Consider the following 13,730-nt stretch of genomic DNA (forward strand, 5'->3'; position numbering starts at 1 on the left):
AATTTTTGCTGTGTCGCTCTTTCTGATCCAAAACGTGGAACCACTTTTTGGGAAAACGCTCCGCTAAACCCGGATTTCGACCATCGCCACCGCCGTCACCCGCCCGGCGTCAAAACTCTCCAGCGTCAGGTCGATGCGGTCGCTGTCGAAACGCACCGGCGTGTCGAAGACAAAGCCCGCCGTGACGGCTGCGCCTGAAGCGGGCGGCGTGGCCAGCGTCATAAGCCCGGTCGTGTCATCAAGGGTGAAGGCCGTCGTCTCGACGCCCCCCACCGCCACGCGCGCCGTGCCGGCCACCGGCTTGGCAACCGGTCGCCACACCGCGCCGTAAGCCTTGCGCAGGGCAAATTGCGCCGTCGCGCCATCGCCCGTGCCCAGAAGCTGATCGAGCGGCCCCGGCGTCAGATTGAGCGCGCAGCTTTTGCAATCGGCGAAATCGCGGAAACGAAAACCGTAAAGCTGACCCTCGCGCGCCTCGAAAAAACTGAGCAATTCGGTGGCATCGACCAGCGAGCGGATACCCGCCCCGACCAGATAATGGCGACGGCCCAAAGCCCACGGGCTGATCCGGCGCTCATAGCCTGAAGCGAGGGCGGTGATCTCGGTGCGGCGTTCAATGCCCGCGCCGGAGCCAAAGGCCAGACGCGCCGGAAACGACACTTCATGAAAACCCGACATTTATCTCACCCCCATGCGGGCGGCGCGGTTGAGCGCCGCCGCCACCTGCGCTTCGGAGCGCACCAATGCTTGCGCCCCACCCGTCACCATGACATTGACGCTGACATTCGGCCCTGCCGTACCCGCCGCCTCAATCGTGCCGCCCGTACTGGGCCGGAAGACTTCCGGGCCGCGTTCACCGACCAGATAGCCGCCGCCCGCACTGACTGGCCCACCATCGGCGCGCGCCCCCGAAAAGCTGGAAACGGCCTGCGAAATCGCCGCGCTTAAGCCGCTGCCGCTGTTGCCGCCGCCCATCGCCTGATCGACGGCGGTAATCAGGGCCGAGGCCAGTTCCGACAGGCTGATCTTGCCATCCGAAGCGGCCCTGGCCAGCGATTTGGCCAGACTGTCGCCCGCCTTTGAAAAGGCCTGATCAATGGCGTCAGCGGCGTCGCTGGCCGGGGCCTTCAGGCTGGACAGCGCCGCCGCCGTCTCGGCCACGCGGCTGTCCATGCCGCCCAGGGCCGTCGTTTCAGAAAATGGATCGCTCATTGTCCCTCATCCGGAAATTGCCGCTGCATCTCGTCGAAATCCGCCCGGTCGAGCGGCCTTGCCATCGTCTGTGGCGCACTGTTCAGCATCACCCATTCGCGCCAGCTTAAGCGCCAGAAGACCTCCGGCGTCAGGCCGATGTGCAGGGCGCGCCGCAGCATGACCGCCCACGGGCTGCTCATGGATTCATCGCCGCAAAAGCCAGCACCACGGCGCGCATGGCTTCGTTCAGGCCGATCTCCAATCCGTCCAGATCCTCCACGCACAGGGCGCGCAGCACGCTCAGCAGATCGCCCGCGCCCAGATGTTTCAGCCGTTCGGCCAAAGCCTCAAAGCCCGACACGCCGAAATGACTTTCCAGCGCCGCCAGTCCGCCCAAGCTCACGCACAGCCGCACCTCACGCCCGCCCAGCGTGGCCATCACCTCGCCACGCGCCGGGTTACACAGAAGCAAAACTGACCTCGCCCGATGAGGCCAGGGTAATGGCGAAGGTGGCCTCGCCATCGTGCTGACCGGCATATTCGAGCGCCGCGATCAAAAATGCGCCCGCGAACTGGCCAAACCCCGGCACGATGATCTGCCAGTCGCGCGCGGCCTGCGCAAAGAAAGCGTCGCGCATGGTGGCGTCGGACGCCGCATCGCGGAACACGCCCGAGCCCGAAATGGCCAGAGAGCGCACGCCGGAACCTTCCAGCAGTTCGCGCCAGCCGCCGGAATCAGAATCGGTCACCTCCACGGCCCTGGCGTTCAGTGACACGGTGCGCGCCCGCAAACCCGCCACGGTCTGATAGGTGGGGGTATCGGCTCCGTCGGAGATTTTGAGCAGCATGTCGCGGCCCTGTTGCACAGCCATTTCGGCCTCCTTGGTTTTGAAAAATACCGCCGCTCACAACGGCTCGGACACGGCCCGTAACCTCACCAAAGCGTAGGTCGTGCGCCGGTCAGCGGCGCGGAGCACATCGATGAAACTGACGCGCAGACTGACGAGCGCCTGATCGGTAAGCGTCAGCGCCGCGCCATCGAGCAGGACGCGCAGCTCGCCCGCCATCGCTCTGGCCTCTTCGCTGCCGCCAAAGCGCGACACGCAAAGCAGGCTCAGCGTCTGTTCGGTCAGGTCGCAATCGACGCCGCCAATGGCTTGCGCCTGTACGCGACCCAGGGTCACATAGGGGTAAACCGGCTCGGCGGGCGGCTGGTCATAGATGCGGGCAGGCGTGCCCAGCCACACCGACAGGCTGGCCTGCCCCGTCAGCCAGTTCAGAATGGCGGCTTGCAGGTCGCGTAACGGATCGAGTGTCATGATTTACCTCAGGAATGGAGTCGTTCGAGCCGCAGCCGCACCGTGCCTGTGGCGTCTTCGTCGAGACTGGTGATCTGCCAGTCGGCACCGCGCACACTGAGCCAGCCGCCCAGGCTCAAACCCTCCACTGAGCGGCAGAGAAAATCCGCCGTCTGGGCCACATAGGGATCGCCATCGCCGGGGGCTTGCAGGGCGGGCTTGTCGGGCTGGAAATCGCCCCAGACGGTCGCCACCAGGCTGAGGCTGCGCGTGCGTCCGCCAAACGCCGTCTCGGTTTCACTGAGCGCATAGACGCCCGCTGGCGTGCTGACCGCGCTGATCTGAAGCGGCCTCATAGATGCACCACGCGGTAAGGGGCCAGCCAGGTTTCCAGCGCGTCGCTATCCACCGCCACCTCGCCGCGACCGCTATAGGCTTCGGCCACCAGATAGAGGAGGCACAGGCGCAAAGGGGCGGGCGAGGCATCGTCAAGCACCAGCCCCGTCAGATCGGCGATGCGCGTAACCGCCGCCGCGATGAAGGTGGCGATAAGCGTATCCTCGGCGGTGTGCGACACGCGCAGGAACAGCTTGGCCTCGTCGAGCGAGACAGGATCGGCCATGGGAAATGTCCTTGAAAAGAAATTGGATCTGCAAAAGGGCCGCTTCGATAGCCAGACCTGCGGGACGAAACCTCCCTCCTCCCCCGTAGCTTTAGCGTACGGGGGAGGTGTCAGCGCGAGGCCCGCCAGGGCCGGTGTCGCTGACGGGGGCAGTCAGGCTTTAGCTGGCGGCTATCTTGAGCACTTTCAGCGCATCAAAATTCTGCACGCCGCCGCCCACGCGCTTGGTGGTGTAGAACAGAACATAGGGCTTGGCCGAATAGGGATCGCGCAGCACCGACAGACCGGCGCGGTCAACGATCAGATAGCCCTTGGCGAAGTCCCCGAAGGCAATCGGCGCGGCATTGGCGGCAATGTCGGGCATGTTCTCGATTTCCTGCACCGGATAGCCGAGCAGCAGGGGCAGATTGCCCGCAGCGGTGGCCGGCTGCCAGATATAGTTGCCGTCGGCGTCCTTGAACTTGCGGATCTTGGCTGCCGTGCGCCGGTTCATGACGAAATGCGCATTGGGGCGATACTGCGCCTTGGGGGCATAGATCAGGTCAATCAACGCACCCACCGGATTGCTGGCGGCGAAATCGCTGGCCGCGCCCGACGCCACATAGCCGATCTGGCCCCAGCTTGCCGAGGCATCAGCCGCCATGGTGTAGCTTAAGAAACCCATCGGCTTATCCGAGCCATCACCGGCCACGAAGGCGGCGGTTTCCTGAGCGGCGAAGCTGTCTTCGATTTCCGAGGCCAGCCAGTCGTCGAGATTGATATAGGCGTCGTCGAGAATATCCTGCGTGGCCGAGGGCGAGGCGTACAGCTCACCCGAAGCGAAGGTGAGCAGCGACAGCGTGGCCGGATCGGTTTCCGGGCGGCCATCGGTTTCGCCCACCCAGCCCGACACCACCGAGGCGGTCGAAACCGGCTTTTTGAAAGTGGCGGCGCCGACGCTGCGCACCGTGGCCAGCGAACGGAAGGGCGAGGCCTGAGCCAGACGGCGCTCGATATAGGTTTCGGTTTCAGTGGGCGCCAGAACGCCCGAACCGCTGCCCGACGAAAGGCCCGATTGCAGATAACCGGCCCAGGCGGCCTTGGCTTCCGAAGGCTCCGGCTGGCGCGTGTCGGCTTCCAGCATCGGGCGCGACTTCTGGCTGAGCAGGCGGTTGAGGCGCGCCTCGGCGGTTTGCAGCGAGGATTCGATGCGCTCCAGCTTGTCTTCGAGCAGACCATCGCCGCGCTTGGTTTCGATGGCGTCGAGGCGGGCGTCATTGGCCGCCTTGAAAGCCTCGAAATGGCTCAGTACATCATGCAGGGCCGCGCGCACTTCCGGCGAGGCTGCCGCCTGTTTCACTTCTTTCATTCCGTTTTTCTCCAGTTGAAAACACAGCCGCAGACACGGCTTTCTCATACCTCCCCGGCTATGCCGGGGAGGGGGACCGCGACCGTTTACGGTCGTGGTGGTGGGGGTTCTGACTTCAGAAATTACGCCGCCTGAGCCACGCTTTCGGAAAACCGCGTGATCCGCGCGCTCGGCAGCATGGGAAAGGTGACAATCGAGATTTCCCACAGCTCGACCTCGCTCAAGACCCGCAAGCGTCCGCCATCGGAAGGCCGACTTTTCTGCGTGCGAAAGCCAATCGACAGACCATCGACCACGCCGCTTCTGACCAGCGATGCCACCATGCGCGCTTCGGGCGAGGCGTCGATGATCCGCCCGCGCACGAACAGCCCGATGGCGTCTTCGCGGATCTCGTCCCACACACCGACCGGCGATCTGACCGCGTGCTGATACAGCATCCGCACACCGCGCGGGCCGGAGCGCAGCAGGCTGTCACGAAAGGCCCCCGGCACCACCACATCGTCATTCAGATCGCGCAGGCCAAAGCGCGAGGCATAGCCTACAATCGTCAAACTCATCCCCTCGCCTCCAGCTTGCTTTCAATCCGGTCGAGTGTGGCGCGCTGCGCCACCGCCTGTTCTTCGAGCCGCGCCAGCCGCTCGGCCACGCCCGCCTGCTGCTCCAGCCGCGCCTCCATCATGTCGATGCGCGCCCCGGCCCGGCCTACCCACAACAGCACGAAGGCCGTCTGGATGATGACCGTCACCACCACCGACACCGGCACGATCTGCCACAATAGATAGGGCGTCATGTGGCGATCTCGCCGTCATGGCCGCCATCTTCATGCGCCACCGGTGCCAGACCGGCCAGATGACGGCGTTCGGCGTCGCTCAGGAAGCTGGCATTTTCCAGCCGCGACCACAGAGCGTCGCGCTCGGCGGAAAGCGCAGGCAGGGCCTCGATGTCGTTGACGATGCGCGCGCCGGGAAACTTCGCCTCCAGCCAGGCGCTCAAACCGCGCGTCGTCTTCTCGGCCAGCGGCAACACCGTATTGCGCCAGAAGGCGGCATTGGCCTCCTTGTAATTGGCGTAGGAATTATCGCCGGGAATACCGAGTAATTGCGCGGGCACGCCGAAGACGAGCGCAATATCGCGGGCGGCGGCATATTTGCCCTGAATGAAATCCATATCGGCGGGCGTCAGCGACATCGGCTTCCAGTCAAGCCCGCCTTCGAGCAACAGGGGCCGCCCGGCATTGTCTTTACCGGCATAATCGTCGGCAAGCTGCGTCTTCAGCCGGTCGAACTGATCCTGCGACAAACGCTCCGAAGCCTTGGCGCCATAGACCAGCGCCCCCGAAGGTCTGGCGGCATTATCCAGCAAGGCCTTGTTCCACGCCCCCGACGCATTATGCACGTCGATGGAAAAACCCGCCGCCTCCAGAGGCGCAAAGCCGTACCAGTCATCGAGCGGGTGCCACATCTTGAGGTGCAGAACCTTCAGCCAGCCCTCGCCATCGCGCCCGATCAGCGCCTTGCCCGCGCCGGTTGAATATTCATAAGCTTCGGGCCAGCCCTGACGATTGGGGATTACCTTCATGCGGTCGGGCCGCAGGTTCCATAGCTCAAATGGCGCCGTCTCACCCTCGGCGAAGGCGGCCTCGATATAGCCATTGCCGGAGGTTTGCAGCCCGCCATACAGTGCTTCACGCAAAGACCCGCCGCCCTGCTCGGCATTGGGCCGATCCAGCAGGCGCTGCAACGGATGGTCAGGCGCGCGCCTGCCCTCAAATTCGACCCGCAGCGGCACCGAGGCGCAGGCCTCGGAGATCATGCGGATGCAGCGATAGGCCACCGCATTTCGGGTGAAGCCCTCCACCGCCATGCAGTGATAATTGCGCGCCGTCCATACCGGCTTGCCGACGGCATTCATGGCGATCAGCGCGCCCACGGCGCTCTGTTTTTGCTCAGGCTTCATCGTCCGGCCCAACAGGCCGTTCAGAGCTTTCAACATCGAAATTACCTCATTTAATCATCCTCCCCTGCTTGCGGGGGAGGTGTCAGCGAAGCTGACGGAGGGGGCTTACTGCCTTCATAGGCGCCGCAAACTCGGTTCGACGCGGTCGGTGATCAGCAGGGCCGTCAGCGCCCAGACCAGAGCATCGGCCCGGTCGGGGCTGTGGGTCGTCGTCTCGCTGCCCAGCGCCATCAGTTCCTCGTCCAAAGCGTTAAAGCGCGCGCCCTCCGGGCAATGGCTGATCCGCCCCTGCTCATAAAGCGCCGCCACGGGCTCGGCCCGCGTCCGTTTGCCGGTGCGCGCATGAACCAGTTCAATCGGCACGTCACAACCGGCCAGGGCCAGCACCGAACGGATCATCTCACCGCCCTGATTGGCCTCGGCCACCACGCGCTGCGCCCCGAACACCGTCACCAGACCGGCCACATGCTGCGCCCATCCCAGCGGCGACAGGCCCGACACCGTGCCATCGGCCAGCACATAGCCGCGCTGTTCCAGCCGTCCGGCCACCACGATACCGCAGGCATCGCCGTGGCTCGAAGCGGGCGGATCGACCGCCACCACCACCTCGTCGAAACACGGTGGCCGCGCCCCATAGCAACGCGCCAGATCATCGGCCCGCCACAGGGCGCGGTGGTCGTCAGCCACCACCAGCCCGTCCAGTTCCTGCGCCGCCAGCCGGGTGCCGCCATACAGCCCTTCGAGACTGGTCAGGAAATCGTCCGACAGCCCCGCCAGATTGTCGCGGGTGGCCGAGCGCGTCATCACCGAACCCGTCTCGCCCATGAGGGTGCGCAGGGCCGCAATCGGTTTCGGCGTGGTGGTGACGCACAGGCGCGGCTTCAGCCCTAACCGCAAACCCATGCGCAGCATGGCCAGGGTTTCACCGGGCGCCTTCCACGCGCAGAATTCATCGGCCCAGGCAAAGTGAAACTGCGGGCCGCGCAGGCTTTCCGGGTCTTCCGCCGAATAGGCGTAGGCCACCCCGCCGCGCGGCCATTTCAGCCGCCTGCGCGACACCTCGTACACCGGCTTATCACCCGCCCCGGCCAGGGTGCGCAGACCCGAAGGCCCCTCGATCATCACCTCGCGGACATCGTGCAGGCTGGGCCCTACCAGCGCCACGCGCACGCCGCCCTTGATCAGCCCCAGCAGCCACTGCGCCCCGGCCCGCGTCTTGCCCGCTCCGCGCCCGCCTAAAAAGAGCCAGCTATGCCAGTCCCCTTCCGGCGGATGCTGTTCGGGCCGCGACCAGAATCCCCAGTCATCCGTCAGCCTCTTCATCACCTCCGGCTTGTGACGGCTGATCCAGTCCTGCCGCACGCCTTGCGGCAGCGAGACGATCGAGCTTGCGTTCAATAATGGCTTGCCAGGTTGCCACAGAGCCGGCGCTTGCGTCGTCGTGGTTTCCGTCTTGCGTTTCGTCATCCATGCCTTGCTCTCCCCGCACAGAATTTTGCGGATATATGTCCTTCATGGTCTTGCGCACGGCCAGCAGGGCGCGGGCCTGTTTCTCGACGGCGGCGTAATCGCTCGCCGCCTCATAGGCCGACAGCAGGGCCTCAAACTGCACGCGCAGCCTGTCTTCCTGCTGAAGCCGTAATTTCCTGTTGCGCCGTGCCTGCGTGACCGCTTTTCGTTCCATGCAACAAGAATAGCCCCGTGCCGTGAGGCAGGGGAGGAAAGGCCGAAACTATTTGGCAAGTCGTTGTTTTAAGAGAAATTTATTTTGCAAACCGCGTGGATATTCACGGCTGGGTCAGGTCGGCGGCGCTCTCGCGCATCACCACGCGGTGCGCCACCACCTCAAGCCGGTGCGCCCCCGGCGGGGTGCTGGAGCGCGCACCATTGATCTGGTCGAGCACCAGAGCCACGGCGCGCGCGCCGATCTCCTTCAGCGGCTGATGCACGGTGGTCAGCGGCGGCCAGATAATTTCGGAAACCGGCGTATCATCAAAGCCGGAGACAGACAGATGCTTGGGTACTTCAAGACCCAGCTTGTGCGCAGTGAACAATGCGCCGACCGCCATATCGTCATTGGCGCAGATCAGGGCCGTCGGGCGGTTGGGCAGGGCCAGCAGCCTGGCGGTCGTTTCAACGCCGGAGCGAAAGCTGAAATTGCCGCGCGCCGTGGGCACGCTATTGTCGTCAAGCCCGGCTTCCTTCAAAGCGCGCCGGAAACCGGTATAGCGTTCCTCGGCCGACAAATGGCCTTCCAGCCCCTTGATAAAACCCATATTGCGGTGACCGAGCGACAGCATGTAGCGCGTTATTTCATAACCGGCTACCTCATCATCAATGCCCACGCCTGCGGCGGCGGCCTGGGCCTCGTAGCCGGGCGCGATACACACCACCGGAGCCTTACGTTTTTGTAACTCATGCAAAAGGGACAGATCGTCGGAAAAGGGCGGCGTCAGGATCAGGCCATCGCAACGCCTGGAATCGAAAACATCGAGGATTTTCTGGCTCTTGTTCAGCGAATGCTGGTTGATGGTGTGCATCAAAAGCTGGAAGCCGCGCTCCGAACAGGCCCTGAGCGCACCCAGTTCGAGGCCCGCATGGTAAAAGGAATTGGGCTGGCTGTCGAGATCGGAGGCATAGACCATAGCCAGCATCTGGGTGCGGCCCCCGGCCAGATAGCGGGCCTGCATATTGACCTTGTATTGCAGCTTATCGACAGCCTGCAACACGCGCACACGCACTTCTTCGCGTACGTTCGGCCCACCATTCAGCACGCGCGACACGGTGGCCCGCGCCACGCCTGACAAGGCGGCCACATCGTCAATGGTCGGTTTACCTGCGCTCACCCGTTCGTCCCGCCTGATCCCTGCAAACGCTTTATGCGGTGTCAGGCGAACCGATACAAGCCCTAACCTTCAATCGTGCCTAATGATCAAAATTGTGACGATCACCATGATCATCGTGATGATAGCGGTCATGGTTGTGATGGTGGCTGCCATAATGGTCATAAGCACATGCACTCAGGGTAAAAAGGGCCAGCGAGGTCGCAAAAACAAGGGTGAGATTTTTCATGATATGGACCTTCTCCGACGATGGCCGGTTGTAAAGTTCAGCGATGACCATGATGGATACGGTAACTGCGATAGCCGTTATAGGGCTCGCGGCGGAAATGACGGCCATCGTCGCGGCGATAATCGCGCCGCCCCGGATCGCGGTAGTAAAACCAGCCGTCATGGCCCCAGTACCCCTGGCGCACCGGGCCGTAATAGCCGTCATAATAGACATCGTAATCACTGGCATAGCCATAACCGGGGCGGCCATAGCCGTAATCTACGCAGGCGGTCGTGCCCATCAGGGCCGTCAGGCAGGCGGCCAGTATCAGCGCTTTTTTCATGACGAACCCGCTTTCCTTCCAAATCTGCCCCAAATCTTTCAGGACACTCTGCGGGATCGGCCATAAGCGGAAAAGTCGGATTTCGGCCTTATTTCTTAATTTTAGGTAAGATTTCGGGTTTGTAACAATCGTGGGCCACCCTCGCGGGTCACCATCGTGGCCGTGCCGGAAAGCTGGCGCAATCAGTCCTCGAACACGTCCCAGTCGGAACGGTCGGCCTGCAAATCCCAGGCGATAAAATCGAGCGCGTCTTCGGGATCGGCCAGGGCCAGTTCTGAAACCGTCTGGCCACGGATCGACACACCCGCCTGATGCACGGTTTCGCGGTCGCCGGTGATCAGATAGTGCCATTGCGGCAGGGGCTTGCCCTCATGCAGGCGGCGATAGGCGCACGATTTCGGCATCCACAGCAGGTTTTCGATATTGTGCGGCGTCAGCTTGATACAGTCGGGCACGTGCTTTTTACGCGCCGCATAATCGGAGCAGGCGCAGGCGTCCGGGTCGAACAGTTTGCAATGGACGCGGGTGGGGATGATGTCGCCCGTATCCTCATCCTCGAAGCGCACCAGACAGCACAGGCCGCAGCCATCGCACAGTGATTCCCACTCCTGGGCATTCATCTGCTCAAGGGTCTTGGTTTCCCAGAAAGGCGGGTCATTCAAAGACGGATGGTTGTCATGGGCGCTCATAGCGTTCTTATCTTCGCCGGACGCCGGAAATGCAAATCAAAAAACCCCACCGAAAAAAGCTTTGTAAAAGCGGCGCGCCCCGACTACACCCGCCCCATGTCCAAGCCCCCCGCTAAAGCCCCGCTGCTCGCCCTGAAAGATGTCCGCCTGATGGACGGTGCCACCCCCCTGTTCGATGGCGTCGATATGGCCATTGAGCGCGGGATGCGCGCCTGTCTGGTGGGCCGCAACGGCGCGGGCAAATCCACCCTGATGCGGATGCTGGCCGGGCTGGTCGAAGCCGATTCGGGCGAACGCATCGTCAGTCAGGGCCTGCGCTTCGCTTTTGTCTTGCAGGAACCCGAACCAACGGGCCTAAGCGTGCTGGACTGGGCCTGCTCCGGCGGTGCCGAACACTATACGGCCGAGGCCGACCTGGCCGCCTTCGGTATCGACCCCGCCGGGCCCACCGGTTCGATGTCGGGCGGGGAAAAGCGCCGCGCCGCGCTGGCCAAGGCCTTCGCCGAAGCGCCCGACCTGATCTTTCTCGACGAGCCGACCAACCACCTCGACATCTTCGCTATTGAGACACTGGAAGAGCGCCTGCGCGCCTTTCGCGGCGCCGCCCTGATCGTCAGCCACGACCGCACCTTTCTGGAGCGCACCACCAGGGCCTGTTTCTGGCTCTATGACCGGCGGATTTTGCGCCGAGACGAAGGCTATACGGGTTTCGACGCCTGGCAGGCGCGCATTGAGGCCGACAGCGCCGAATCCTTGCGCCGTCTCGAAAAGGCCATCGAGCGCGAAACCTACACCTTCTATCGCTCGATCACCGCCCAGCGCACGCGCAATGAAGGCCGCGCCGCCCGCCTGCAAGAGATGCGCGCCGACCGTGCCGAGCGCGTGCGGCTGATGGACAGGCCGATGGAGATGAGCATCGATTCCGGCGGCACATCGGGCAAGCTGGTGGCCGAGCTGAAAAACGTCTCCAAGGCGTTTGGCGACAAGGTGCTGCTCAAGGATTTCTCGACCCGCATCCTGCGCGGCGACCGGCTGGCCATTGTCGGCCCCAACGGGGCGGGCAAGTCCACCCTCGTCAAGCTGCTGATCGGCGAAGCGCCCGCCGATACGGGCCAGATCAAGCTCGGCACCAATCTCGACGTCGCCTATCTCGATCAGGGCCGTGATGCGCTGAGGGGTGAGGAAACCCTGTGGGACGTTCTGGCCAATTCCGGTTCCGATTCGATCATGGTGCGCGGTCAGCCGCGTCACGTCGCCGCCTATGCCAAGGATTTCCTGTTCCGCGAAAAGCAGTTGCGCCAGCCGGTCAAAACCCTGTCAGGCGGCGAACGCAACCGCCTGCAACTGGCCCGCGCCCTGGCCAAGGCCACCAATCTGCTGGTGCTCGACGAACCGACCAACGACCTCGACATGGACACGCTCGACCTGCTCGAAGACATGCTGGCCGATTATGACGGCACGCTGATCCTGGTCAGCCACGACCGCGACTTCATCGACCGGCTGGCCACTTCAACCCTGGCGCTCAATGGCCGCGGCGGGGCGGCGGAAACGCCCGGCGGCTGGCAGGATTTCATGCGGCAAAACCCGGATTTCTTTGTCGAAATTTCGCAAAAAGACAGCCGAAAAACCGCGTCCGCCCCCGTAGCCGCCAGCAAGACCGCACCGAAAAAGCTGAGCTATAAGGATCAGAAACGCCTCGAAGACCTGAACCGGCTGATGCCGGAATGGACGGCCGAGATCAAACGCCTGGAAGCCGTTCTCGACGATGCCACCCTGTATAGCCGCGATCCGAAGCGCTTCGACGCTACCATGCAGGCGCTCGACAGCTTGCGCACCCATCTCGAAAACGGCGAAATGGAGTGGCTGGAACTGGAAGAAAAGCGCGAAAACCTCGGCTAGAGCAACGAGCGTTTAATTGGACTTACAAATTGAATGCGAGATGCGGAAAAACGTAAAATGTAGAGCGGGTTGCATGCCTTTGACCGATTCAATCAGAATGCAAGCCGCTCTAAACGCCTTTGCGCCGCATGGCTTACCGGTCTTTATTAGGTAAAACTTAAACCCATTGATTTACGGTTTGCGGATTACAACCTGAAACGGTCACCGCCAGCCATGAAACTGCCCGCACGTACTTTGCGTATTTACGCTCCCATACTCGCCGCCCTGGCGTTGGGCATGGGCGTCAGTGCATCGGCAAATGCGGCCACCAGCCCGCTCGACTGGCAGAACAAGGACGATAATCAGGCCGCCTATCCGGTGCCGCCATCGCCCTATGGTCAGGTCGGCGATCCGTTCGTCCATACGCTGCGCTGGCCGGCAAAAAAGCCTGACTCGCAACCCGCTGCTCAGCCCGCCGGACAACCCGCAGAAAACCCGCCCCGGATGGTCGCCGTGCCCGCCGCCCCGGTCAGAAGCGCGCCAGTGGCTTCCATCGCCGCGCCCGTGCCGCTGACGCAACCACAGCCGGTTGCCGTCGTCCCCTGGCCCGCAGCCGCGCCGGTTCCCACGCCCGCCAAAGTCGATAACCATCCCGATCCGGGCCTCGCCGACGATCCCGGCATGGCCGATGACGCGCCCATTATCGGCGCACCCTCATCGCCGGTGGCTGTCAGCACGCCTTCTGTCCCTCCGGCCACGCCGACAGCCCAACCTGTGGTGGCCGCACCCGCGCCCCCCGCCTTTGTGGCCGTGGCAACCCCTGTCGCCCCCTCCAGACCCGTGGCCGTTGCTCCGGCGGCTATCGCGGCTCAGACCACCGAAAACGAAAAGGAACTGCAAAGCGGCCTGTTCGACGGTGGTTTTCAGGTGCCCGCCTCCAGCCCCTATGCCGCGCGCATCTCTGCCGCGCGCTCCGCCATCGCCCGCCAGAGCGCGCAACCGGCCCCGCCGCAAATGCCCGTCGCCAAAGCCTCTCCTGCACCCGTTTCGGCTCCCGTTTCGGCTTCCGGGCAGGGGCAGGCTCAGGCCCCCGCACCGGCCCTTGCCTCCGCCGCCGACCGTCCCTTTGTGCCCGGCGAACACTATACCGATCCCTCTCAGGAGCCGCGCTTCTACAGCCTGCACCGCGAATATGGCTACCGCCCCGATCCGATCACGGTCGATGATAATGCCACGGGCGCGCTGCTGACCGTACCCCCCGACAAGGCTTCCCACGCCGCTGACGACGATTCCGCCGATGACCACCCTTCTTCCGACCAGAAAGACGCCACCTCGGCGACCAACCCCTAAG

Annotated in this window: 20 protein-coding genes; 2 read left to right on the forward strand and 18 right to left on the reverse strand. The window is 63.5% G+C overall.

What is annotated here, in order from left to right:
• Positions 1-63 precede the first annotated feature (63 nt).
• From QB905_RS08560 to QB905_RS08645, 18 genes are all read right to left on the reverse strand, one after another.
• Positions 64-678, reverse strand: coding sequence for a DUF2460 domain-containing protein (locus QB905_RS08560; protein WP_282974390.1), 615 nt, complete (start codon positions 676-678; stop codon positions 64-66).
• Positions 679-1,212, reverse strand: a complete 534-nt coding sequence (locus QB905_RS08565; protein WP_282974391.1) for a phage tail tape measure C-terminal domain-containing protein — start codon at positions 1,210-1,212, stop codon at positions 679-681. It abuts the gene before it with no gap.
• Positions 1,209-1,394 carry a phage tail assembly chaperone gene (locus QB905_RS08570; protein WP_282974392.1) on the reverse strand — a complete coding sequence of 62 codons (186 nt, stop codon included), beginning with the start codon at positions 1,392-1,394 and terminating at the stop codon, positions 1,209-1,211. The genes QB905_RS08565 and QB905_RS08570 overlap by 4 nt, the downstream gene beginning before the upstream one ends.
• Positions 1,391-1,666: a GTA-gp10 family protein gene (locus QB905_RS08575; RefSeq protein ID WP_282974393.1), complete on the reverse strand. Its 276-nt coding sequence runs from the start codon at positions 1,664-1,666 to the stop codon at positions 1,391-1,393. The genes QB905_RS08570 and QB905_RS08575 overlap by 4 nt, the downstream gene beginning before the upstream one ends.
• A complete protein-coding gene (locus QB905_RS08580) occupies positions 1,653-2,066 on the reverse strand; it encodes a phage major tail protein, TP901-1 family (protein WP_282974395.1) in 414 nt (137 codons plus the stop codon). The genes QB905_RS08575 and QB905_RS08580 overlap by 14 nt, the downstream gene beginning before the upstream one ends.
• 33 nt (positions 2,067-2,099) lie before the next feature.
• Complete coding sequence (locus QB905_RS08585) at positions 2,100-2,513, reverse strand: DUF3168 domain-containing protein (protein ID WP_282974397.1); 414 nt, start codon at positions 2,511-2,513, stop codon at positions 2,100-2,102.
• 8 nt (positions 2,514-2,521) lie between these two features.
• Entirely contained in the window at positions 2,522-2,848 is a 327-nt protein-coding gene (locus QB905_RS08590; protein ID WP_282974398.1) for a hypothetical protein, read from the reverse strand.
• Complete coding sequence (locus QB905_RS08595; RefSeq protein WP_282974399.1) at positions 2,845-3,114, reverse strand: head-tail connector protein; 270 nt, start codon at positions 3,112-3,114, stop codon at positions 2,845-2,847. The genes QB905_RS08590 and QB905_RS08595 overlap by 4 nt, the downstream gene beginning before the upstream one ends.
• Before the next feature lie 160 nt (positions 3,115-3,274).
• A complete protein-coding gene (locus tag QB905_RS08600) occupies positions 3,275-4,462 on the reverse strand; it encodes a phage major capsid protein (RefSeq protein ID WP_282974400.1) in 1,188 nt (395 codons plus the stop codon).
• A 122-nt stretch (positions 4,463-4,584) separates the two neighbouring features.
• On the reverse strand, positions 4,585-5,019 hold the full coding sequence (locus tag QB905_RS08605; protein WP_282974401.1) for an HK97 family phage prohead protease: 435 nt from the start codon (positions 5,017-5,019) through the stop codon (positions 4,585-4,587).
• Entirely contained in the window at positions 5,016-5,252 is a 237-nt protein-coding gene (locus QB905_RS08610) for a hypothetical protein (protein ID WP_282974403.1), read from the reverse strand. Before QB905_RS08610 ends, QB905_RS08605 begins: the two co-directional genes overlap by 4 nt.
• Positions 5,249-6,454: a phage portal protein gene (locus QB905_RS08615; protein WP_461781778.1), complete on the reverse strand. Its 1,206-nt coding sequence runs from the start codon at positions 6,452-6,454 to the stop codon at positions 5,249-5,251. Before QB905_RS08615 ends, QB905_RS08610 begins: the two co-directional genes overlap by 4 nt.
• Before the next feature lie 78 nt (positions 6,455-6,532).
• Positions 6,533-7,816, reverse strand: coding sequence for a DNA-packaging protein (locus QB905_RS08620; RefSeq protein WP_282974404.1), 1,284 nt, complete (start codon positions 7,814-7,816; stop codon positions 6,533-6,535).
• The gene (locus QB905_RS08625; RefSeq protein WP_282974406.1) at positions 7,722-8,102 is read right to left on the reverse strand and encodes a hypothetical protein; all 381 of its coding nucleotides are present in this window, start codon (positions 8,100-8,102) and stop codon (positions 7,722-7,724) included. Before QB905_RS08625 ends, QB905_RS08620 begins: the two co-directional genes overlap by 95 nt.
• A gap of 103 nt (positions 8,103-8,205) precedes the next feature.
• On the reverse strand, positions 8,206-9,264 hold the full coding sequence (locus QB905_RS08630) for a LacI family DNA-binding transcriptional regulator (protein ID WP_282974408.1): 1,059 nt from the start codon (positions 9,262-9,264) through the stop codon (positions 8,206-8,208).
• Positions 9,265-9,343: 79 nt separating this feature from the next.
• The gene (locus QB905_RS08635; RefSeq protein WP_282974409.1) at positions 9,344-9,490 is read right to left on the reverse strand and encodes a hypothetical protein; all 147 of its coding nucleotides are present in this window, start codon (positions 9,488-9,490) and stop codon (positions 9,344-9,346) included.
• A 37-nt stretch (positions 9,491-9,527) separates the two neighbouring features.
• The gene (locus QB905_RS08640) at positions 9,528-9,812 is read right to left on the reverse strand and encodes a hypothetical protein (RefSeq protein ID WP_282974411.1); all 285 of its coding nucleotides are present in this window, start codon (positions 9,810-9,812) and stop codon (positions 9,528-9,530) included.
• A gap of 182 nt (positions 9,813-9,994) precedes the next feature.
• Positions 9,995-10,501 (reverse strand): YcgN family cysteine cluster protein, encoded by a 507-nt coding sequence (locus tag QB905_RS08645; RefSeq protein WP_282974413.1) that lies wholly within the window; start codon positions 10,499-10,501, stop codon positions 9,995-9,997.
• Positions 10,502-10,597: 96 nt separating this feature from the next.
• On the opposite strand from QB905_RS08645, the gene QB905_RS08650 reads away from it, so the two are divergent.
• Together QB905_RS08650 and QB905_RS08655 are read left to right on the forward strand one after the other, a co-directional pair.
• The gene (locus QB905_RS08650; protein WP_282974414.1) at positions 10,598-12,400 is read left to right on the forward strand and encodes an ABC-F family ATP-binding cassette domain-containing protein; all 1,803 of its coding nucleotides are present in this window, start codon (positions 10,598-10,600) and stop codon (positions 12,398-12,400) included.
• A gap of 213 nt (positions 12,401-12,613) precedes the next feature.
• Positions 12,614-13,729, forward strand: coding sequence for a hypothetical protein (locus QB905_RS08655; RefSeq protein ID WP_282974416.1), 1,116 nt, complete (start codon positions 12,614-12,616; stop codon positions 13,727-13,729).
• Position 13,730 lies beyond the last annotated feature (1 nt).

The sequence above is a fragment of the Asticcacaulis sp. EMRT-3 genome, from assembly GCF_030027245.1.
GTDB lineage: Bacteria > Pseudomonadota > Alphaproteobacteria > Caulobacterales > Caulobacteraceae > Asticcacaulis.

Coding starts and splice junctions, on each gene's coding strand:
- QB905_RS08560 (WP_282974390.1), bottom strand. CDS start 678: ATGTCGGGTTTTCATGAAGTGTCGTTTCCGGCGCGTCTGGCCTTTGGC.
- QB905_RS08565 (WP_282974391.1), bottom strand. CDS start 1,212: ATGAGCGATCCATTTTCTGAAACGACGGCCCTGGGCGGCATGGACAGC.
- QB905_RS08570 (WP_282974392.1), bottom strand. CDS start 1,394: ATGAGCAGCCCGTGGGCGGTCATGCTGCGGCGCGCCCTGCACATCGGC.
- QB905_RS08580 (WP_282974395.1), bottom strand. CDS start 2,066: ATGGCTGTGCAACAGGGCCGCGACATGCTGCTCAAAATCTCCGACGGA.
- QB905_RS08585 (WP_282974397.1), bottom strand. CDS start 2,513: ATGACACTCGATCCGTTACGCGACCTGCAAGCCGCCATTCTGAACTGG.
- QB905_RS08590 (WP_282974398.1), bottom strand. CDS start 2,848: ATGAGGCCGCTTCAGATCAGCGCGGTCAGCACGCCAGCGGGCGTCTAT.
- QB905_RS08595 (WP_282974399.1), bottom strand. CDS start 3,114: ATGGCCGATCCTGTCTCGCTCGACGAGGCCAAGCTGTTCCTGCGCGTG.
- QB905_RS08600 (WP_282974400.1), bottom strand. CDS start 4,462: ATGAAAGAAGTGAAACAGGCGGCAGCCTCGCCGGAAGTGCGCGCGGCC.
- QB905_RS08605 (WP_282974401.1), bottom strand. CDS start 5,019: ATGAGTTTGACGATTGTAGGCTATGCCTCGCGCTTTGGCCTGCGCGAT.
- QB905_RS08610 (WP_282974403.1), bottom strand. CDS start 5,252: ATGACGCCCTATCTATTGTGGCAGATCGTGCCGGTGTCGGTGGTGGTG.
- QB905_RS08615 (WP_461781778.1), bottom strand. CDS start 6,454: ATGTTGAAAGCTCTGAACGGCCTGTTGGGCCGGACGATGAAGCCTGAG.
- QB905_RS08625 (WP_282974406.1), bottom strand. CDS start 8,102: ATGGAACGAAAAGCGGTCACGCAGGCACGGCGCAACAGGAAATTACGG.
- QB905_RS08635 (WP_282974409.1), bottom strand. CDS start 9,490: ATGAAAAATCTCACCCTTGTTTTTGCGACCTCGCTGGCCCTTTTTACC.
- QB905_RS08640 (WP_282974411.1), bottom strand. CDS start 9,812: ATGAAAAAAGCGCTGATACTGGCCGCCTGCCTGACGGCCCTGATGGGC.
- QB905_RS08645 (WP_282974413.1), bottom strand. CDS start 10,501: ATGAGCGCCCATGACAACCATCCGTCTTTGAATGACCCGCCTTTCTGG.
- QB905_RS08650 (WP_282974414.1), top strand. CDS start 10,598: ATGTCCAAGCCCCCCGCTAAAGCCCCGCTGCTCGCCCTGAAAGATGTC.
- QB905_RS08655 (WP_282974416.1), top strand. CDS start 12,614: ATGAAACTGCCCGCACGTACTTTGCGTATTTACGCTCCCATACTCGCC.